The organism is Ignavibacteria bacterium (assembly GCA_017303675.1).
Classification (GTDB): Bacteria; Bacteroidota; Ignavibacteria; order Tepidaquicellales; family OLB5; genus OLB5.
In genome coordinates this window covers 39,975-61,449 of record JAFLBX010000001.1, presented here as the reverse complement: position 1 = coordinate 61,449, position 21,475 = coordinate 39,975, and the positions used below count along the sequence as shown (strand labels likewise).

Here is a 21,475-nt window from a genome sequence, read left to right as displayed (position 1 = left end):
TTTTTATGAAAAGATCATTAATGTTGATTGCCCTTATTATTTTAACGATGGATTCTTTTGCCCAGGTGCAGCAGGAGTGGGTAAGGACATTTAATACCATGCCTGATTATTACGATCATGCTCTCAAACTTATTGTTGATGGTAACGGAAACATTATATGTTCTGGGAATAATAGCAATAATGAATTAGTATTAATTAAATATGATGAACGCGGAGATGTATTATGGTTAAAAAGATATAATTTTATGCAGAACAATCAAAATCAAGCAATTTCAGATATTCAAATTGATTCTTCTAATAATATTTTCCTTACCGGTTATTTTGATTGGAATAAAGTTTTAACAATTATGTTAAATGAAAATGGCGATACAGTTTGGAGCAGAATTTTTGAATCTAACTCCACCGGGGTTTTTCGCGGACCGTCAATAGCAGTAGATTCAAATATCTATGTTTGTCTTGATGGATTTGATACTGTAAGTAATGCAATGATTTTAAAATACGATAAAACAGGAAATCTTTTGTGGATGAGAAATATTGTAAGTGCTCCAATAACTGATTTAGTAAAAGTTATGATAGATTATCAAGGAAACATTATTCTTACGGGTTCTTATTTTTTTTCTCTAGGAAATAATTCAGATATTTTTATAGTCAAGTTAAAACCAGACGGAAATTTAATATGGCGCAAAAACTATAATGCAGGTTATCCCGATTCTCCTTATGATATGTTTATTGACAGGAATAACAATACATATATTTTAGGGCAAACAGGATCAGTAAGTTTGGGTTTTCCTGTCTTTTCTACTTTTAAGTATGATTCATCAGGAAACAATTTGTGGTTAAGTAAATATTCAGCAACAGGTTTTGCAGATGATAGACCTTCTGCAATATATGCAGACTATAAAGGAAATGTGTATATAACTGGTTCTAGTCATAGAACTTCTTCTCAATTTGATATTACTACCATAAAATATGACAGTATGGGCGATTCTATCTGGGTAAGGCGATTTAATGGTTCTACTAATGATACTGATTGCAGTAATTCTATAGCAGTAAATTCATCGGGTGATATTTTTGTTTCAGGGTACACAAAAGGCTTGTATGGTTATAATTTCATAAACATTTCATATAGTTCAAACGGAGTGATTAATTGGATTGATACAATCCCGGCTTTCATAAATCAGGCATTACTTTCAACTTCATCAATAAAGGTAAGTGAATCAGAAAATTTATATTCGCTGGGAAGTTCATGGACCGCAAACACAAATTATGATATGACCACTATAAAGTATCTTAATTATTCAATTGGCATTCAACCTATCTCAACAGAAATCCCGCAATACTTCTCTCTTCACCAAAATTACCCAAATCCATTCAACCCATCTACTAAAATAAAATTCCAGATTCCCCTCATGAAAGGGGTATCCGGCGAAGCCGGACAGCTTGTCACGCCAGGGCGTGATGGTGTGTTCACTTCGCTTAAAATATTCGATATCCTCGGCAGGGAAGTACGCTCACTTGTTAATGAAAGCCTCAACCCCGGAATTTACGAAGCTGATTTCAATGCAGCAGAGCTGCCAAGCGGTATATATTTTTATAAGTTACAGGCAGGCGGGTTTGTTGACTCAAAAAAGATGGTATATGTAAAATAAAGTGAGTTCATATTATTTCATTGTATAGATAAAGTTTCAATATTAACTTTGTACAGAAATGCTTAATTCATCCATCTAACCCTTAATTCATCTTAATGAAACAGTAAATATTTTACTGCTTAAATTAAATTCAAAAAGCCATGAAAACTTCTGAGGTTTTTTGTATTTTATTATTTTTGACCCCGCTGTTTATACTTTCCCAATGGCAAAACGATACACGCCTCACATTCAATTCCGCGGTTTCACAAACATCATTTAATTACGGGTGGAATATTGCTGCAGCAGGAGATACCCTGCATGTCCAGTTCTTTGATGAAAGAAATGGTGGTTATACACAGGTATATTACATGCGTTCACTGAACCAAGGAGTAACATGGAGCTCTGAAACCAGGCTGAGTACATCAAATTCTTTTGCAGAACGCGGCTCACTTGCTGTGAATGGATTGTATGTACATGAAGTTTGGCAGGATATGAGAAACGGCTGGGAGATCTATTACAGAAGGTCAGCCGATGCCGGTAATTCCTGGGGCACAGAAACCCGTTTAACCACAGATGCAGGTAATTCCTGGGCACCGGGTGTATATGTTTCCGGCAACATAGTTCATGTTTTCTGGAGCGAATCAAGGGACGGCAATATGGAGTGCTATTATAAAAGGTCTTCAGATAACGGGAATACCTGGGGAACTGATACAAGGCTTACCGTTAATTCAGCTGATTCATGGTATCCTTCTGCTGCTGTCCAGGGAAATACAGTGAATGTATTCTGGACGGATATGAGAGACGGTGTTTACCAGGTGTATTTTAAAAGATCAACCGATGCAGGGCTGAGCTGGGGCTCTGATACCAGGGTAACAGTTACTTCATTCAATGCGCAGAACCCGGTTGCAGTAGCTAACGGCAATAATCTGTGGATTGTATGGTGTGATAACAGGGACGGTAACTATGAAATGTATTATAAACGCTCAACCAATGCAGGTGTTTCATGGGAGCCTGATATAAGGCTTACAAATTCTTCGGGTGATTCATATAATCCGTCGCTTGTTGTATCAGGCACATTTCTGCATTTAACCTGGGAAGATTTGAGAGACGGCAACTATGAGATCTATTATAAAAGGTCCACAAACTCAGGTGTTAACTGGAGCGCAGATACAAGGCTTACAAATGCTTCTGCAGATTCAAGATATGCATCTGTTATAACGTCTGGAAACTTTGTACATACAGTTTGGTTTGATGACAGGGATGGCAACAGGGAAATTTATTTTAAACGTGACCCTACCGGCAACCAGCTTCCTACTGCACCGCCTGCACCGGTGCTTGTTTCACCTCCGCACAATTCTTTTAACAATGCAGTTTCTGTCAGGTTTATTTGGAACAGGTCTTTGTTTGCTGATAGCTACAGATTGCAGGTATCAAATGATTCATTATTTACAAATCTTGTTTTTAATGATTCTACCTTAGCTGATTCAACAGTTTACCTAATTAATTTTACTTTGAATAAATATTACTGGTGGCGGGTAAATGCTAAAAATAATTCCGGGATAAGCCCATATTCCACAATATGGAAATTTGGTACATTTTTGGTTGGAATTCAGCCGGTTAACGGCGATATTCCGGTAAAATTTAAGCTTTATAACAGCTTTCCAAACCCATTCAACCCATCAACTAAAATAAAATTCCAGATTCCCCTCTTGAGAGGGGTGTCCGGCGAAGCCGGACAGCTTGTCACGCCAGGGCGTGATGGTGTGTTCACTTCGCTTAAAATATTCGATATCCTCGGCAGGGAAGTACGCTCACTTGTTAATGAAAGCCTCAACCCCGGAATTTACGAAGCTGATTTCAATGCAGCAGAGCTGCCAAGCGGTATATATTTTTATACACTTAATGCAGGAGAGTTTAGCGATACCAAAAAAATGATTTTAATAAAATAAGCTTAACTGCTTACTTCATCAATATCAAATGTAGGAAGTGATATGATCTTTTTTGAATCCCACTTCAGGTATTTTGAATTTGGCTCTTTGCGGATGCCGCACTCAGGCATTGTGCATATATAACAGCATCTTGGATTGCACGGGTCTAAATGAATTAAAGATTCTACCTGCTTAGTGCCCAGTGCTTCTATTACCCTGTGCTCAAGCCTGTCAACTGTTTCATGCGCTTCACTCACTGATTTGTAGCAGGGTACTATTAAATGAAAATCCACCATATACTTATCCCCGGACTTCCAGTACCTCAGCCTGTGCACATCTATCCAGTCAGGATGCTCTTTGCGCTGTGATTCCAATCCTGCGCCGATACTGCTTATAATCTTATCATCGTTCTCATTCATCAGCCCGCCTATTGATTCACGCACAAGGTGTTTGCCTGTCCATAAAATATTCATTGCTAGTATTATCGCAATTACAGGATCAAATAACTTTATATCAGTAATTAAAACCAATACTAATGCTCCTACTGCGCCAAAGCTTGTAATTGAATCGGTCATAACATGTTTGCCGTCTGCTATAAGTATCAGGCTTTTTGTTTTCCTGCCTGTCCTGATAAGGTATAAACCCAGCAGTAAATTAATTACGCTGGCTGCAGTAATTATAATTGCTCCGATATCAAGAGATGAGATTTCACGCGGGGTGATAATATCTCTTACCGCGTATGCGATGATAGATATTGCTGCTATAATGATCATCGCTCCTTCAAAACCTGCGGAGAAAAACTCAATTTTTCCATGCCCGTAAGGATGCTCTTTATCAGCCGGCTTGGTTGATAGATGCAGGCTGTAAAAAGCGAAAGAAGTCGCGACTATATGAACTATTGATTCAAGGGCATCTGAAAGTACTGCTGCTGAACCGGTTAATATATAAGCTCCTATTTTACCGAAGAACATTAGAAATCCGATTGCAAGAGATATAAAGGCAGCTTTTTTCTTCAGGTTAATTTCTTTTTTATCCAAGTGCTGATATAACTGAAATTCAGTTTCCAATATTACACAAATATATGTTAAAATTCAGTTAAATTTCAGAATATTAATTTACCACTTGACAAAATAGTTTCCGTTAATTATTTTGGAAACTTAAGAAACGAAAATAGTTTCCATATTTAAAGAAATGGCAGAAGTTACGGAAAAAGAGAAAATACTGTATTTTACGCATGCTAAGTTTATCACAGAGGGCTTTTATAAGACCACTATGGATGAAATTGCCCGTGACCTCCAGATGAGCAAAAAAACGATCTATAAGCATTTCGATTCAAAGGAAGAACTGCTGGAAAATGTATGCGGAATGAGAATGAAGCTTATGGAAGAATTTCTTGATGAAGTTGTCGAAAGCGATGAAGATGCGATAACCAAGTTTCTTAAGATCATTCATAAGCAAAAAAGCATGTCTATGAACTGCTCACCGGTCTGGTTCAGGGATCTTGAAGTTCATGCGCCGCACTTAAGCAGGGAATTTGCCAAAGTAAGGCAGGAAAAAGTCACAAAGATAATGTCAAAGCTGCTGGAGCAGGGCAAAAAAGAAAAAGTTGTTGAGCACGTTCCGGTAGATATTATAATTACAGCTCTTAACGGCGCCATCGAAGCAGTCACGCATGCTGATTTTGTACTCAACAGCAAATATTCATTCCATGAAGCTATGAGAATTACTGCGGAAATTTTCTTTAACGGCTTTTTGACAGAGCTGGGCAAGGAAAAATTTTCAAATACCAAGAAACTATTTGAAAATGTTCTGCACAATTAATTTCATACCGAAAAACACTTTAATTAAAATCATAATTTAATTTATGAAAAAAATAACAGCCGCATTGATCCTTTTTACCGTATTTGTTTCTGCTGCTTACAGCCAAAGCGTAAGGACGCTTACACTGTATGATGCGATAAATCTGGCAAAAAGGAACAATTCTGATTATGTAATAGCAAAGCTTGATAAATTAAAAGCTGATAGACAGGTTAGTGAAGTTTACAGTGAAAATTTAGTCCCGTCAATTACGTTAAGCTCAAGGTATGTCAGGTCATTCCGTAAACAGACCATAAATATCTTCGGGCAAAACTTCGAAATAGGCTCGGATAATAGTATTACAACTACTATTGACGTCTCCGAGCCTATTCCCTTTTTAGGTACTCCTGTTTTTAACGGAATACGGATTGCGGAATATTATTCCCGCATACAGGAAGAAAATGTTAAAAGCGTTGAAAATAAAATTAAGACCGATGTAAAAAAATCTTTTTACAACGTTCTTCTGCTTGAAGAAGTTATTAAGCTTAACCAGCAGAGTATTGATAATGCATCTGAAAACCTGCGTGTGGTTGAAGCCAGGTATAAAGCAGGCGTAGCGCTTGAATATGACTTTATCCGCGCTAAGGTTAAAGTAGAAACCCTGAAACCGCAGCTTACGCAATCACAGAATAATCTTGAGATCGCGAAAAAATTCCTTAAAAATAATATCGGGCTTAAGGATGAGAGCGATATTGATGTAGTTGGCGAGCTTAGTTATGATAGTACTGAAGTTTGGGGCTCTACAGATGAGCTGATAAGAAAAATTTCTGAAAATAACGTTGCTATACGCCAGCTTAAGCTGAGCAAGAAAATTAATGAGCAGCTCGTAGATGTTGACTATGCCAACTACCTGCCCAAATTCTATGTTTTCGGGCAGTGGCAAAGCCAGGCAAATGAGAATGATGACCGTTCAATAGGCGGCTACAGGTTCTATAATTCAATAATTGCGGGCATCGGTGTTAACTGGAACCTGAACCTTTTCAGGAATTCATATAAAGAAGACCAGTCGATAATTGAAGTCAAAAAATCTGAAGAGACAATTATTAAAACTAAAGAGCTGCTTAAAACACAGACCCAAAGCGTAATTTTACAGATCGAAGACGCTAAAAACAGGATAAGATCACAGGAAGAAATTGTTAATACGGCACAGCGCGGTTATGACCTTGCGCTTATCAGCTATAAAAGCGGAGTGCTGAACCAGATCGATGTGGTAGATGCAGAGCTTGCCTTAAGCCAGGTAAAGCTTGCTTATATACAGGCTATTTATGATTACCTGAATGCCAGGAGTGAACTTGAACAGCTTCTGGAAAAATAATTTATAACATGAGAGAGAAATTTTTAAACATACCATCCATGAAAAAAATAAGATCCATCATCCTCCCTTCAATACTGATAATTACTGCCGCAGTGTTTTTTACTGCATGCGGAAAGTCAGGTGAAGAAACCAAAGACCAGCCTAAAGATAAAAAATTGCCGCTGGTAAAAGTTAAGGATGTCATTCCCCAGGTTTTTTCAGATAACTTTAAGGTTGTAGGTGTTATTAAGCCGTTCACATCTGCAAAAGTATCTTCTGAAGAAGGCGGGGTAATAACGTACCTTACAAAAGATAAGGGCAGCTATGTTAGAAAAGGCGAAATTCTTGCCAGGATAAAAAAAGATGTTGAATTAGCTTCGCTTGAACAGACTGAAGCTCAGGTAGAGCTTGCAAGAATGAACTACGAAAAGCAGAAACAGCTTTACGAAGATAACGCAACAACAGAAATCCAGTATTTGACTGCAAAATGGCAGTATGAAGCCGCTGTCAGGGGTGCTGATATTCTGAAAACCAGGCTTAAAACCGGTTTTGTGCGTTCACCAATCAGTGGTGTGGTTGATGATAAGTTCATGAATAAAGGAGAAATGTCAGCACCGGGCTCACCTATATTCAGTATCATCGATATATCTACAGTAAAAATTTCTGCAGGTGTTCCTGAAATGTACCTTACAAAGGTAAAACAGGGGCAAAGCGTGAAAGTTACCATTGATGTTCTTCCTGGTGTTGAGTTTGAAGGAAAGATCAATTACATAGCCCCCGCGCTTGTTGGCGCAAGCCGTACTTTTGAAATTGAGATACTTATTAACAACGGCGATAAGCTGCTTAAGCCGGGTATGAACGCAAATGTTCAGATCTCAGAGTTTTCAGTTGATAATGCGGTTGTTGTTGAACAGGATATGATAGTTGATTATGGTGATGTACAGTATCTGTTTGTTCTTGATGGTGATGCTGCCAAAAAGCGTGAGCTTAAGATAGGCGGACGTAACGGTAACATGGTTTTAATAGAAAGCGGACTTAATCCGGGGGATAAGCTGATAACTGACGGTTTCCAGTCCTTAAAAGATGGAGATAAAGTACAGGTTGTTCAGTAAAAATCTAACTTAAAGATCAGAACATGAAATTTTTCAAATTATTTGTAGATAATAAAGTAGTAGTATATATATTCAGCTTTCTTATTATTCTGGCTGGTATATCTGCTTATGTCTCTTTGCCCCGTGAAGCTTCGCCTTCTATACAGATTCCATATGTCTTTATTTCAACACTGTATATAGGAGTTTCACCTGAAGAAATGGAAAAGCTTGTTACCATGGAAATTGAAAAACAGGTAAAAGGTATTTCCGATATCAAGCAGATAACTTCAGTTTCCAGGGAAAGCTTTTCATCAATTACCGTGGAATTCAATCCCGATGTTAAAATTGATGATGCGCTGCAAAAAGTGCGTGATAAAGTATCTGTGGCAAAATCAAACATGCCTAAAGATATTGAAGAGCCGGTCATAGCCGAAGTAAATCTTTCTGAGCAGCCCATACTGTATATTAATATTGCCGGTAATTACGGCCTGGCTAAGCTGAAAGAAACTGCAGATAAGCTGAGTGACCGTATTGAAGGTGTACAGGGAGTTTTAAGTGCAGAAGTTGTAGGCGGCCTTGAACGTGAAGTTAAAATTAATGTCAATGCCGACAGGCTGAAATATTACAGCTTAGGCCTGAATGATATAACAAATACAATTTCAGCCGAAAACCTGAACATACCAGGCGGAAGCGTTGATATTGGCGACCTGAATTATCTTATCAGGGTTCCGGGTGAAGTTGAAGACCCCAGGGTATTTGGTGAGCTGATCGTAAAATCTGATATGAACGGAAATCCGATTTATATCAGAGATGTTGCGCAGGTAATTTACGGTTACAAAGAAAGAACAAGCTATTCCAGGGAAAATGGAGTTGACGCTGTAACTATAATTATCAAAAAGCAAAGCGGTGAAAATCTTGTCAGAATAGCTGATGAGATAAAAGATATTGTAAAAGAAGAAGAAAAGACAGTTCCTGCCGGAATGACGATCAGCTTAACTGGTGACCAGTCAAAATCTATAAAAAATACTGTTCACGAGCTTGAAAACGGTGTTATCACCGGTGTGGTGCTTGTTGTAATTGTTCTGTTCCTTTTCCTCGGATTAAGGATCGCAACTCTAACAGCTACATCTATTCCGCTTTCATTCCTCATTTCATTCATAGTGCTAAATGCAATGGGTGTTACGCTGAATATCGTTGTGCTGTTTACACTTATTCTCGTATTGGGTATAATTGTAGATGATGCTATTGTAGTGATGGAAAATATTTTCCGATTGCAGGAAAAAGAAGGATACAGCCCTTATGATGCGGCGCTTGAAGGTCCGCGTGAAGTTGCCTTCCCGGTTACGATTGCAACGCTGACAATTATTGCATCATTTTTCCCGCTGTTGTTCTTCCCGGGAATTGTAGGTGAGTTTATGCGCTACCTGCCGATTACGCTTATAGTATGTTTGTTTTCTTCACTGTTTGTTGCTATGGTTATCAGCCCTGTTCAGGCTGCTGTGTTCATTCATGTTAAAAAGCAGAAGGAAAAAGACGCAAAGAAAAAATTCAGGCCTATCAGCAGATTTATTGAGCATTTTGATGAAAAGTTCTTTTCAATTGTTCTTGACTGGTATGAAAAAACCCTGCGCTACGCTTTAAGGCACAGGGTATTAACAATTGGCGGAACAGTTGGATTACTTATAGTTTCATTTATAGTGTACGGAATGTTTAATAATGGAGTTGAGTTCTTTCCGAATGTTGAGCCCAGGCAGGCGAATATTAATATAGTAATGCCTTCCGGAACAAATATTGAAAAAACCAATGAATTCACTAAAGTGATCGAAGACAGGCTGAAACCCTTCGATGATATTGAATATTACGTTTCCAATGTAGGTTCATCGAGCAATCCGATGGATTTTGGCGGCTCAGTTTCGAATAAAAGTACAATTACCATTAATTTTTACGAGAAATTAAACCGTAAACGAAGCTCGTTTGAATCGATGGAAGATATCCGCAATGCCGTATCAGGCATTGCTGGCGGCGATGTTAATATTGATAAACAGGCTGAAGGTCCGCCTACCGGCCCTCCTGTTAATATAGAAATATCCGGCGATGATTTTGTAAAGCTTGGAGCTATTGCTGAAGATATTAAGAGTAAAATAAAAGATATCCCGGGATTAACAGATCTTAAAGATGATTATATTGAATCAAGACCCGAAATCAAGATCACGATCGACAGGGAAAAAGCAGCTTTATATAAGCTGAACACTGCTTCAATTGCTTCAACGATCAGAACTGCGATTAACGGCACTGAAGCCAGCAAGTTTCGTGTTGGTGAAGATGAATATGATATTACTGTAAGGCTTGATAAAACTCAAAGAGATAACGTGTCATCTATACAAAACCTGTATATTACAAACAGGGATGGCGCAAATATCCCGTTATCATCAGTATCTAAAATAGAATTCTCCGGTGGACTTGAAAAGATAAACCGTAAAGACCAGAAACGCGTAGTTACTGTTTCGGCTAATGCCGAAGGCAGGCTGGGCAATGATGTTCTGAAGGATGTTCAGGAAAGACTTAAAGATTATAAAATGCCTGATGAATATATGATGACTTACACAGGTGAAAATGAAGACCAGCAGGAAGCATCATCGTTCCTTGGAAAAGCATTCCTTACCTCGCTGCTTCTGATATTTCTTTTTATGGTGATGGAGTTCAACTCACTCAGAACACCTTTGATAATTATGTTCTCTGTGCTTCTTTCTCTTATTGGTGTATTTTTCGGGCTGCTTGTAACGCAGACCCCGTTCGGTATTATGATGACAGGTATCGGTGTAATTTCGCTTGGCGGTATTGTTGTAAGGAATGCTATTGTGCTGCTTGATTTCCAGAAGGAGCTTGTCAAGCGCGGCCTCTCACGTGATGAAGCACTTGTTCAGTCAGGTGTTATCAGGCTTCGTCCTGTTTTCCTTACAGCAGCATGTACTATACTTGGCCTTGTACCTTTAACTACAGGTGTTGATTTTGACTGGCGTACTTTAAGCTGGGTAATTGGCGGTGAAAATACTGCATTCTGGAGACCCATGGGTGTTGCTATTATTTTCGGTCTATCAGTTGCTACATTCCTGACTCTTGTTGTTATCCCCGCAATTTTCAGCTGGGTTGATGATGTAATGCTAAAAATTACAGGAAAAAAGAAAAAAGATGAACCTAAACCTATAGCAGGCGAACAAGCGCCAGCTAAGGCTTAAGGTTTTTAAATTGTATCAGATATTTGTTGATTGATTTCATTACCTCCGTTTGATTAAATGCTCTTTGATGGTTAGAGCAAATGTTAATTGAACAATAAAGCCCGGCTTTTTAGCCGGGCTTTTGTTTTTATTCAATTCTTATAATTATTGATTATTTCAGCTCATTGGCTTTGTTTATAAGCCATCTTTTATTTGCGGTCTGCCCGCTTTCTTCAATTTTTTTTAAAAGCTGCTCTTTACTGCCATTTGAATTATCTATTTTTGCCTTTATAAGATTACTTAACAGTGTCGAAAAATTTTTGTTTTTTTCCCGGTACTGTTCTGTTAAAGTCTTGTTTATAATCAGCATTTTTTTGAAGCTTTCTATCAAGGCAAGCGCTGTTTCAAAATGAGAAAGCTCGTATAAAGCCATCATACTGAGTATTTTTACATCGATTTTGTAAAATATCTGTGATGTACGAACCTTTTGCAGATGCTCGAGGGTTGCCCCGAAATTCTGTTTTTCAAAATTCAGCTGCGCTAAAGATAGTTCAACGATACTTTGCCTGTCTTTTTTTTGCAGCTCTTCTCTGTAGTTATGTATAAAATTCTCAGCCCATTCAAACTGTCCTGCTTTTAACGCAGAAAGATATATATTCCTGAACTTCATTACTGTTAAAGGTGAATCTTTTTGTGGTTTATAGACATCATGCTTTAATTCATAATCATAAGTTTCAAAGAGATCCCTGTAATACTCAGTCATTCCTGAGTTGATTTTCTGAGCAATTATAGATTCAAGCATATGAAGTAAATGATGAAATTCTGCTTTTGTAAAGCTGCTGATACTTTGGAACAAAAGTGATTTAAATTTTAAATAAATCTCTGTATCCTTAACATCAAAATTGCATAGAAGCGAATAATACAGCAGCCTGATATGAATTGTATGCTCAATTTTATTTTTATCCATTAAATCCAGCAGTTTTTCAATATCAAGTTTATTAATAAATTCAGCAGGCAGATTGAAATCAGGTACAGTATTAAATGAAAATTCATTTATCCGCTGGTTGATCGTAAGGCGTAGTATATTTTTCATAAAATAAAGTATAAGGTATTCGCCTGATTTTAGAATATGTTCTGAAGCTTCTGATTGCCTGTTATTAATAAGGTGATTTGTAAATTTTTCTTCCTCTATCCTGTTAAGCAGTAAATGAATGTCTTTTATCTTTGACCTGTTTTCTCTTGCTGCATTTTCTATACCTTCGGCTTCTTTTTCAAACAAAAGCTCTGCATTCCTTGAATTCAGATTTGTTAAAAGCATAAAAGATCTTTCGAACTGATCTTTATTCAGCATATCGTGAGCAAGAAATTCACGCTCAAGCTTAAAAAGCTCAGTGTTCAGGTTTTTAATGACCTGGTCATTATAACTCTTTCCTTTAAAAAGTTTTCCGTACAGTTTCTCTTTGCTTACGCTTTTGGAAGTAAAATCCGGATGGTCTTTCTTAAGTTCATCAAATAGCTTAATCACCCTGGAATTTTTATTAAAATAAGGTGACCTGATGAAATCCCCGAATCTTTTTATCTCATCAATGCTGAATGTGGATAATAACTGTACAGATTTGCTTTTATGCATTATTCAAAATTTTACATTTTCTAAAGTTACTTTTTGTAGGCTCTAATTGCAAGGTAATTGCTTAATTATATATAGCTTAATAGATGCAAATTCTCTAAAAATGTAATATTTCGGTGTTACTGTGTTTAAAAATTCTCGCCTTTTTAAAATTTGTTATTTCAAATGATTTCCTTCATTCCTGAAGTTATTAATAAACAGTAGTATATAGGTTTATAATTTAACTTTACACTTAAATTTAAACACTGCAAAATGTTATTCTTAAAAATTCCTTTCTTTTTTTACCAAAGAGTATAAATATATATTTGTTGTGTAAGATACTTATTGAAATGAAAAAGAAAAAAAATGCTGTAAATATTAACACAAAAATAATTGAAAGGAAAAAAGAAAATTACTCTCATTACAGAAACGATATAATTATCAGCAAGCTTTTTGATCCTTATTTCGAAACTGATGATAATATTTTAACAGAAATTATAATTAACAATGAAATAATATCTAAAAACAAAAAAAATAAAAAATTAAAAGGAAAAAAATGAAAAAACTAAAATTATTACTCGCTTTAACTGTCTTTTGTGTTGTTTCGGTCTATGCTCAGCCTGATGCAACATCTGAATCAAAGCTGAATCAAAGTTCATTCAGGAATGTATCTCCAAGTGAAGTATCGGTAGAAAAACCCGGTAAAATTAGTTCTATACCTCAATCACTCTTAAACAGTTATTATGCTGCTGTTGACAGTAAAAACAGTGAGCTTAAAAATAACTTAACTACGGAAATTGAAAAATATCTGGACAAAGCAGTTTTCAATACCGAAAATATTAATTCTGAAATAATAGTTGGCAATAATATACCTTTTACCACAGATTGGTACGGAACAGATGTTCTGGTTACAAATTCAGATGTTAAATCAGGCAGTAATTACCGTCAAATGGAGCTTAAACAGGGTGAAGATGGCTGGATGTATCTTGCTGTTAACAGAAGAAATGTATCAGGATTTACCGGTTACATTACTGTTTACAGCTCATCAAATGGAGGTGCAGTATGGAATACTGTTGCAAGTATTACATCGGCTTCCGGATACTACAGCGGAATTTCAATGCTGGTTGAAAGCAGGAATAATTCAATCGGTGATTCTACACGAATTCTTCTTTACACAACTGCCAGTCTGGTTTCTAATATGAACGATGCCTTTTTAGTTTGTGCCTCATTCAGGAGGAATGGCTCTGCATCATATATTATTAACGTCGCAAATCCGACTGCAGGTAACCGTTTTGCTTTCCCTTCTGCTTGCAGTGACGGTATTTTTTGGGAAGCATCAACTTATATGCATACAATTGTAAGAGAAGAAACAAACTCAGGAGATTTTGTTAAACTTCACCATTTCAGATCAACTGACTGGGGTACTAATCACACTGTTGGTTCATTTACTACACCATATGATGATAAATTTCCGGTTTCAGCATTTTCTAACGAAACAGGTGCAGATTCTGTTTATATAGCGGTTGAAAGGGTTATTAATAACAATGAACATGAAATCAGGCTCTTTGCTACCCCTGAAATCCCGGGAAGTAACTGGAGCATAAGATATATAACAGATGCTCTAAATGGAACAATCTATGAAAGACCTTCTATTGCTATTCAGCAGAGGCATTTTTCATTACCGCAAAGGATTCTTGTAACATGCACTAAGAATGACAGGGCAGTTTATCATTATTCCTCAGATGGCGGAGCTTCCTGGAATATTGATTTTGGTCTGGGTCCTGTTCAAACCCCTGTTGATTACACTGCCTGCAGTGCAGATACTATGGTTGCAGGAGGTAAAGATTTTATATCTTCATATGTTGATCTGAATGGTGATTCAGTAACTGTAAGACACGGTATACTCGGCGATCTTGGTGCCCCGATGTACAAAAAGAATACTGCTGCAAGCTCTGGCCAGTTAGCTCCTGTATGTGCAATTTATAAAGATGGTGTTAACAAGTTCTCAGCATTTGGATATGCCGGTGTGGGACCAACAGGGGTATACTACAACATGGAATCCCTTATTACCGGAATAACTCCAGTTTCAAATGAAATTCCATCCGCATTCAGGCTTGAACAGATCTATCCTAACCCCTTCAACCCCGTAACAAATATTAAATTTGCGGTCGCTAAGACGGGAAATGTTACCTTAAAGGTATTTGATATTTCAGGCAGGGAAGTTGCACTTCTTATAAATGAAGAGCTGAATGCAGGTACTTATAATTTTGATTTCAATGCTTCACATCTTGCAAGCGGAATATATTTTTATAAACTAATTACAAACAATTATACCGATACCAAAAAAATGGTACTGGTAAAATAACATACAATCCCCAATTGAAAAGGCGGGTAATACCCGCCTTTTTTTACAAATTTATTTAAAAAATATAATCTTATTTTACACTTTCAACTTTATAACCAGCCGATGTGATAGCATCTTTAATTGCATCTGGGTTCGTTTTGCCCGGATCAAATGAAGCTTTTACCGTTTGTGATTTAAAATCCGCAATTACATCTTTTACCCCGTCAACTTTTTTTACTTTAGACTTTATAGTATTTTCACAACCGGTGCATGTCATACCGTTGGTTTTTATCTCCACGGCTTTATCATTTGCCGAAACCTGTAATGTTTTATTGTCGCTGTTTTGATCTGTTTTATTTTCTGTTTTCTGTGAGTTGTCATGTTTATCACCGGTACTTTCCATTTTGTTATCAGACTTTCCGCAGCCCATAATTAATAAGCTCAATATTATTATTAAAAATGCAGATAATTTTGTATTCATATTCAAATTGGATTTATATTTAAGTAAAAATAAAATAAATTAATCAATATTACTAACTATATATTGAGTATATTAATTTCTTGAAAATTACAGTAAAAGTTAAGCCAAATGCCAGGGAAAATTCAGTAAAACAGCTTGAATCAGATATTTATGAAGTGAAAGTAACTGCTTCACCGGAAAAAGGTAAAGCAAATAAAAAGGTTATTGAGCTGCTTTCTGGATTTCTTAAAATACCAAAATCCAAAATAACACTTTTAAGCGGTGAAACTTACAGGGAAAAAATATTTGAAATAGTTTGAATTATCATTTTAATGATAATATTTATAAATTATATAAAAAATTAGTTGACAAAGTCCACTAATATTATTATAATTGTATTATGGAAGATGAATTTATCAAAAATATCAGAAAATTTAACCGTTTTTATACGGATTTTCTTGGTTCGTTGAACAAAAAAATCCTAAACAGTAAGTTTTCATTGCCTGAAGCCAGGGTGCTTTTTGAAATAAATAATATTGCAAATTGTACCGCAAAAGATATTGTAAATGCTCTAAACATTGATAAAAGCTACTTAAGCCGCATTTTAAAGATTTTTTATAAAAAAAAACTAATAATCAAAAAAAGATCTGCTGAAGATGCACGTAATTTTTATATTTTACTTACTGATCTTGGGAAAAATGAATTAAATATTCTTGAATCAGATGTAAATGGCAGAATAAGCACACTTTACGCGGGTCTTACTGAAAAAGAACGAAGTTTAATTGAACAAAGTATGCACCAAATAAGACAAATTCTTGCAGACAAATAGCAGTTTCCAATATTTATTAATTAAAAATCATTAAATGAAATTTAAATTTTATCTTAGCCCTCTTTTTATTTTACTTTTATTTGTAAACGGATTGAATTCTCAAACTGTAAGCACATTAATTCCCGGTCCTTCAACATTTGACGATTGTCTGACAATGGGACCTGATGGAAATATTTATGCTTCAAGATACAGCGGAACGGTCGTTACAAAAATTACTCCGCAGGGTACAGCAACAATTTTTGCATCAGGATTTAATTCTCCCAACGGAACGGCATTCGGACCTGATGGATATCTTTATGTGCCAAGCGCTGTGGGTAACCGAATTGATAAGGTATCACCGGGCGGAGTAGTTAGCAACGTAGTTCCTAATATGCCAAGCGCATCGGCAATATTGTTCAGACCTGACGGTAAAATGATAGTTGCCTGTTACTCACCGACTGCGATTAATCTTGTGGAACCAAACGGCAGTTATTCCCCCTTATATACCGGCAATGGTCTCAACGGTCCTATCGGGCTTAGATATACTTCAACTGGAAAATTAATAATCGGAAATTTTAATGACGGAAAGATATTTTCAGTTGATACAGCTACCGGTATATTCACACTAATTGCCGATCTTCCCGGTTCGCTGGGATTTCTGGAAATAGTAAATGATGTCATTTACTCCACCGGTTTTGATGTACATAAAATTTTCAGAACTACTCTATCCGGAGATACGATGACAGTAGCAGGTACCGGCGCAGCAGGGCAGATTAACGGTCCGGCATTATCTTCTACATTCAACAGGCCAAACGGTATCGTTAAATCTATAACCGGTGATACACTTTATATTTCTGATTACAATACGCGTTCGCTTAGAGTGCTGACTGGGGTTACACTTGGGATTATTAACGTTAATTCAATTGAGCCGGAAAATTTTTCGCTTTCTCAAAACTACCCCAACCCGTTCAATCCGGTTACCAATATAGAATTCGATGTTCCCAAATCCTCAATCGTTAAGCTTTCTGTTTATGATGTGCAGGGTAAGCTGATTGAAACAATTGTGAACAGTGAACTCTCAGCCGGAACATATAAGGCTGACTGGAACGCATCAAATTTTTCAAGCGGTGTTTATTTTTATAAGCTAGAATCAGACGGTTTTATACAGACAAAACGAATGATTTTAGTGAAATAAAATATTTTTAAGAAATTTTATAGCTTTTTTGTTTAAGCGGCCAGAAGCAGTTTGTCTCAAACTATGTTAACCCCGGCTTTAAGCCGGGGTTTTTGCGTTTCTAAACTGAATTTGTGCTTTAGCTGACTCAATTATGTTAATTCTGTGTTTTGAGTCAGTATGAGAAAACCGCTTAATTATGGAACATTTTCAACTAAACTACAGTAAAACCCTTAACAGCCAAACTAAATTCTATAAAGCCATGAAAAAACAATCCAAAAAAACCATACTTCCATTTCTGGCGGTCCTCACCATTTTAACAGCATTAACTGTATCAGCATACCTCGTATTTTTTAATTCAGGTGATCCCGTTAAAGTGCAGCAAACCAATGCCAAAAATATTATTTCCACACCGCATGCCAATGGTAAAATTGGTACAGGACCAATTAAATTCACTTCTTCACTTGATAATAATTATTATTACGATAAAAACAGCGTCTATCTATATATAGATCTTGAAGCCGATAAAGTTGAGAACCGTTCAAAAACGCCGATGAATATATCTATTGTTGTAGATAGAAGCGGCTCTATGAGCGAAAAGAACAAGCTTGAATATGTAAAAAAAGCTGTGGAATATTTAATTGATGAAACAGGTCCTGATGATTATGTATCTATTGTTACATATGATGACTATGTGGATGTACTCCAGAAAACGCAGATCGTCAGCAATAAGTATGAGCTTCGCGAAAAGATTAATGCTATTCAGCCCGGCGGTTTCACCAACCTGAGCGGCGGTATGTTCGAAGGTTATGATCAGGTAAATTCTAACTATATGCGCGGGTACGTGAACAAGGTATTTTTATTAAGCGATGGCCTTGCAAACCGGGGAATTACAGACAGGTACAAGCTTTCTAGCATGGTTAAGGAAAAGAACCGCAAAGATGGTATTACAATTTCTACATTCGGAGTTGGTACTGAATTCAATGAGAATATGATGACAGATATTGCCGAATACGGAAGAGGAAATTATTATTACATTAAAAATTCCAGCGATATCCCTGAAATATTTGCGACAGAGCTTAAAGGTATGAAAAACCTGGTAGGCCAAAATACCAAAATGAAGGTTAAATTCCCGAAGGAAAACCTCAGGCTTAACAGGGTTTTCGGCTATCCGTATGAAGTTGAAGGCGACTATGTGACTATAGATTTTAAAGATGTATTTTCATCTCAGAAAAAATCAGTTCTGCTTAAGTTTGATGTTATCAAAAATTCAGAAAGAAAATTAGTGTTTGAAAATGAGCTGACTTACGAAGATGTTACTGCTGATTTCAGGCTTGTTACAGAAAGCAATGTTAATAATATACAGCAAACTTCAAGTATTGACCAGTATAACCGCAGCAAAAATGAAACTGTAATACAGAATGTAGCTATGTTTGAGGCTAATGATATAATGGAAGAAGCATTAAAAAATGTTGATGAGGGGAACTACACCAGGGCAAAAGAGCTTATGAGCGGTGCCAGGGATTATATGGATAAACAGATGATAGATGTTGCACCTTCACCCGAAATGAAAAGACAATCAGAAAATATTGACAGGTATTCTAAAGATGTGGAATCAGTGGAGGAAAAAACTGAGGAAGAACGCAATGAAATGCAGAAATCAGGTAAATATGATAATTATAATACTCGTAAAAAGAACTGATTAACGCTGAATAAAACTAACATTTTCAATTAACATTTTCCGTTAATAATTAAACAGAATATTAACAGGCGAAACTAATAGTTTCGCCTTTTTTTATACTTTAATTTCATTCATAAATCATTATTATGAACTATTCACAAATTTTAAAAGGAGTAAGGCTCATGAGATATTTATTTTCTGCTTTGTTTATCTTAGTCTTGGGTATTTCATCATTAGTTTCACAGGATGTTTCAACAACAGTATACGATCCGCCTATTCCGTATTCAGGTCAGGTGGATTCCTGGGGTACTGATTATCTTGTTTCCACTACTGAGCCCCTGGGCCGTCCATCCGGTGTCTACAGAACGACTAACAATACAATTTATGTTGCAATTCCTGATACAAATATTCAGTCTGGAAGAAGTGTAGTGATATTATCAAGTACCAACAATGGAGCTAATTGGTCAACTACCGCTACTTTATCTCCGGGAGGCATTATTGTGCCTAAGGTAAAAATGGTTTGCCGAACCGGTTCTGATTCGGTTTATTGTTTTTTGATAGTTGGAAGCCAGGTATATTCATGGAATGTTATTACAAATAACTTTAACGCGTTTACAACTTATACCAACATTAGAGATTTTGACGCTGTAATGTCATCTACAAACAGTATTTATCTTATAGTTGATCTTAATACAAATAATGATGTCAGGTTCTTCGGTTCTGTAAATGGCGGTGTATCATGGGCTGGAGCAGTGTTCCTTACTTCTTCTGGAGCAAGACCAACAATGTATATGTCAGGTACCGGTGATACATGTCTTATCAATTACATGACTCCGCTGGCAGATACGTTAACTTCCCAGATCAGGAATGTCCGGTACAGAGAAAGCGTTCCGGGAACTTTGGTAGTTGTGGGTTCTTTTACTACACCAATTCCTGTTGGTGTTCCCAAAGACCAGTTCATGGGTGTAAGAAACGGGTCAAACGCATGGATATTCTATACTACCGGTTTAACCGGAAGTATTGATCTGAATTGCATAACCAGTGTAGATGGCGGTACAACTTATGGCTCACCTGTTGTTATTGGATCTTTGCCGGGTAGGGATGAATATTGGTTTGACGCCAAACATTATGCTTCCGGTGTAGATCTGGTTTATTATTCTGATAGTTTACAGGGCGGAGCTCCTACAACAACCTCAGATAAGTTTTTCAATACGTATGCTTCAAATACAACTCCCGGCACTTTTGTAACCCCGATTCAGATAAATGACCGTCCTATGGAGTGGTCAGCAAGAGGTTACATTCCGACATTAATAGAATATAATAACTCCGGTTCTGACGCGGGAGCTATATGGGTCGGGATTGACGGGGCTAACAAGAGATTGTATTTTGACAGGTTCGGAGCTGTTACAAGTGTAAATAATAATAACAACAGCCCCGAAAAATTTTCATTAAGTCAGAACTATCCTAATCCATTTAATCCAAATACTCAAATAGATTTTTCAATACCGAAAAATTCTCTGGTTACAATTAAGATATTTGACGTGCTTGGTAAAGAAGTAGCTGTACTGGTAAACAAGGATTTCACCGTTGGCAGTTATACAGTTGATTTTAACGCAAGTTCACTCACAAGCGGTGTATATTTCTACCAGCTCACCGCAGGTGAATTTACGGATACAAAAAAACTGGTTCTGGTTAAATAATTAATGGTTTATGTTTTAACCGGCGGGGCTAAAAACCCCGCCTTTTTTATTTACAAAACCTGCCTTAAATTACATCCAAAATTAAAACCTAAACACATGAATTCATCCAAAATTGTTTTAATATTTATAATCATTTTCTTTTCATTGAGTACCTATGCTGATCCTGTTAAAGTATATATAGAGTACGAGCATACTGCCAAAAACTCCGCCAATAAAATGATATTTAAATTGTATAAAGATGGAGAAAAATACAAGCTCGTCAGAAACCTGAGTGATTCACCAACCGAAACCGGTACTGTTACAACATATATAGATATTACTGATAGAACAGTTATTTCAGTTACAGAAAAAGACGGCGTAAAAAAAGGACTGAGATCCGCATGGGATGATGATTACGTTGCTCTTTACCTTCAATACCCTGTTTTTTTCAGGGGGATCCCGCCGGGGAAAGCTTACATGAGCTATAAAAAAGTTGAAGGTACCGAAACCGTGAACGGTAAAGAGTGTGATATTTACCAGGGTCCCGTAAATATACTTCTTCAAAGCACAAAGTTTTACTTGTGGGATAGAATTATGCTCAAATCAACTTCACCCGGATCGGAAACAATTTCAACTTTGATCAACGAAGACCCGGCTTTCACAGCCGATGAATTCACTGTCCCCGCAGATGTTCAGTTTTAATATTCATG

The 21,475-nt window shown here is 36.7% G+C and carries 17 protein-coding genes; 14 read left to right on the top strand and 3 right to left on the bottom strand.

The window, feature by feature from the left end:
* The first annotated feature begins 5 nt into the window (after positions 1-5).
* Together J0M37_00285 and J0M37_00280 are read left to right on the top strand one after the other, a co-directional pair.
* Positions 6-1,649 (top strand): SBBP repeat-containing protein, encoded by a 1,644-nt coding sequence (locus tag J0M37_00285; GenBank protein ID MBN8583502.1) that lies wholly within the window; start codon positions 6-8, stop codon positions 1,647-1,649.
* Between the two features lie 947 nt (positions 1,650-2,596).
* Entirely contained in the window at positions 2,597-3,577 is a 981-nt protein-coding gene (locus J0M37_00280; GenBank protein MBN8583501.1) for a T9SS type A sorting domain-containing protein, read from the top strand.
* 2 nt (positions 3,578-3,579) lie between these two features.
* Here J0M37_00280 and J0M37_00275 read toward each other — a convergent pair whose 3' ends face one another.
* Positions 3,580-4,593, bottom strand: coding sequence for a cation transporter (locus J0M37_00275; protein MBN8583500.1), 1,014 nt, complete (start codon positions 4,591-4,593; stop codon positions 3,580-3,582).
* Positions 4,594-4,747: 154 nt separating this feature from the next.
* Between J0M37_00275 and J0M37_00270 the strand changes: the two genes are divergently transcribed.
* The 4 genes from J0M37_00270 to J0M37_00255 are packed head-to-tail and all read left to right on the top strand — an operon-like array spanning position 4,748 to position 11,034.
* On the top strand, positions 4,748-5,377 hold the full coding sequence (locus J0M37_00270) for a TetR/AcrR family transcriptional regulator (protein MBN8583499.1): 630 nt from the start codon (positions 4,748-4,750) through the stop codon (positions 5,375-5,377).
* A gap of 43 nt (positions 5,378-5,420) precedes the next feature.
* Positions 5,421-6,728 (top strand): TolC family protein, encoded by a 1,308-nt coding sequence (locus J0M37_00265; GenBank protein MBN8583498.1) that lies wholly within the window; start codon positions 5,421-5,423, stop codon positions 6,726-6,728.
* Positions 6,729-6,766: 38 nt separating this feature from the next.
* Entirely contained in the window at positions 6,767-7,819 is a 1,053-nt protein-coding gene (locus tag J0M37_00260; GenBank protein MBN8583497.1) for an efflux RND transporter periplasmic adaptor subunit, read from the top strand.
* A 23-nt stretch (positions 7,820-7,842) separates the two neighbouring features.
* Positions 7,843-11,034 (top strand): efflux RND transporter permease subunit, encoded by a 3,192-nt coding sequence (locus J0M37_00255; GenBank protein MBN8583496.1) that lies wholly within the window; start codon positions 7,843-7,845, stop codon positions 11,032-11,034.
* A gap of 151 nt (positions 11,035-11,185) precedes the next feature.
* Here the strand turns inward: J0M37_00255 and J0M37_00250 are convergent, their stop codons facing one another.
* Positions 11,186-12,643, bottom strand: a complete 1,458-nt coding sequence (locus J0M37_00250; GenBank protein MBN8583495.1) for a hypothetical protein — start codon at positions 12,641-12,643, stop codon at positions 11,186-11,188.
* Positions 12,644-12,969: 326 nt separating this feature from the next.
* On the opposite strand from J0M37_00250, the gene J0M37_00245 reads away from it, so the two are divergent.
* Both J0M37_00245 and J0M37_00240 read left to right on the top strand, forming a co-directional pair.
* On the top strand, positions 12,970-13,179 hold the full coding sequence (locus J0M37_00245) for a hypothetical protein (GenBank protein ID MBN8583494.1): 210 nt from the start codon (positions 12,970-12,972) through the stop codon (positions 13,177-13,179).
* Positions 13,176-14,984, top strand: a complete 1,809-nt coding sequence (locus J0M37_00240) for a T9SS type A sorting domain-containing protein (protein ID MBN8583493.1) — start codon at positions 13,176-13,178, stop codon at positions 14,982-14,984. Before J0M37_00245 ends, J0M37_00240 begins: the two co-directional genes overlap by 4 nt.
* A gap of 70 nt (positions 14,985-15,054) precedes the next feature.
* Here J0M37_00240 and J0M37_00235 read toward each other — a convergent pair whose 3' ends face one another.
* Complete coding sequence (locus tag J0M37_00235) at positions 15,055-15,366, bottom strand: heavy-metal-associated domain-containing protein (GenBank protein MBN8583492.1); 312 nt, start codon at positions 15,364-15,366, stop codon at positions 15,055-15,057.
* A gap of 158 nt (positions 15,367-15,524) precedes the next feature.
* Here J0M37_00235 and J0M37_00230 point away from each other — a divergent pair, with 158 nt between their 5' ends.
* The 6 genes from J0M37_00230 to J0M37_00205 all read left to right on the top strand — a co-directional run bounded on the left by J0M37_00230 (position 15,525) and on the right by J0M37_00205 (position 21,467).
* Complete coding sequence (locus J0M37_00230) at positions 15,525-15,743, top strand: DUF167 domain-containing protein (GenBank protein ID MBN8583491.1); 219 nt, start codon at positions 15,525-15,527, stop codon at positions 15,741-15,743.
* An 80-nt stretch (positions 15,744-15,823) separates the two neighbouring features.
* Positions 15,824-16,252, top strand: a complete 429-nt coding sequence (locus J0M37_00225) for a winged helix-turn-helix transcriptional regulator (protein ID MBN8583490.1) — start codon at positions 15,824-15,826, stop codon at positions 16,250-16,252.
* A gap of 34 nt (positions 16,253-16,286) precedes the next feature.
* The gene (locus J0M37_00220; protein MBN8583489.1) at positions 16,287-17,426 is read left to right on the top strand and encodes a T9SS type A sorting domain-containing protein; all 1,140 of its coding nucleotides are present in this window, start codon (positions 16,287-16,289) and stop codon (positions 17,424-17,426) included.
* Between the two features lie 178 nt (positions 17,427-17,604).
* Positions 17,605-19,107, top strand: coding sequence for a VWA domain-containing protein (locus J0M37_00215; protein MBN8583488.1), 1,503 nt, complete (start codon positions 17,605-17,607; stop codon positions 19,105-19,107).
* 161 nt (positions 19,108-19,268) lie between these two features.
* Positions 19,269-20,786: a T9SS type A sorting domain-containing protein gene (locus tag J0M37_00210; protein MBN8583487.1), complete on the top strand. Its 1,518-nt coding sequence runs from the start codon at positions 19,269-19,271 to the stop codon at positions 20,784-20,786.
* 96 nt (positions 20,787-20,882) lie between these two features.
* Complete coding sequence (locus J0M37_00205) at positions 20,883-21,467, top strand: hypothetical protein (protein ID MBN8583486.1); 585 nt, start codon at positions 20,883-20,885, stop codon at positions 21,465-21,467.
* Positions 21,468-21,475: the final 8 nt, after the last annotated feature.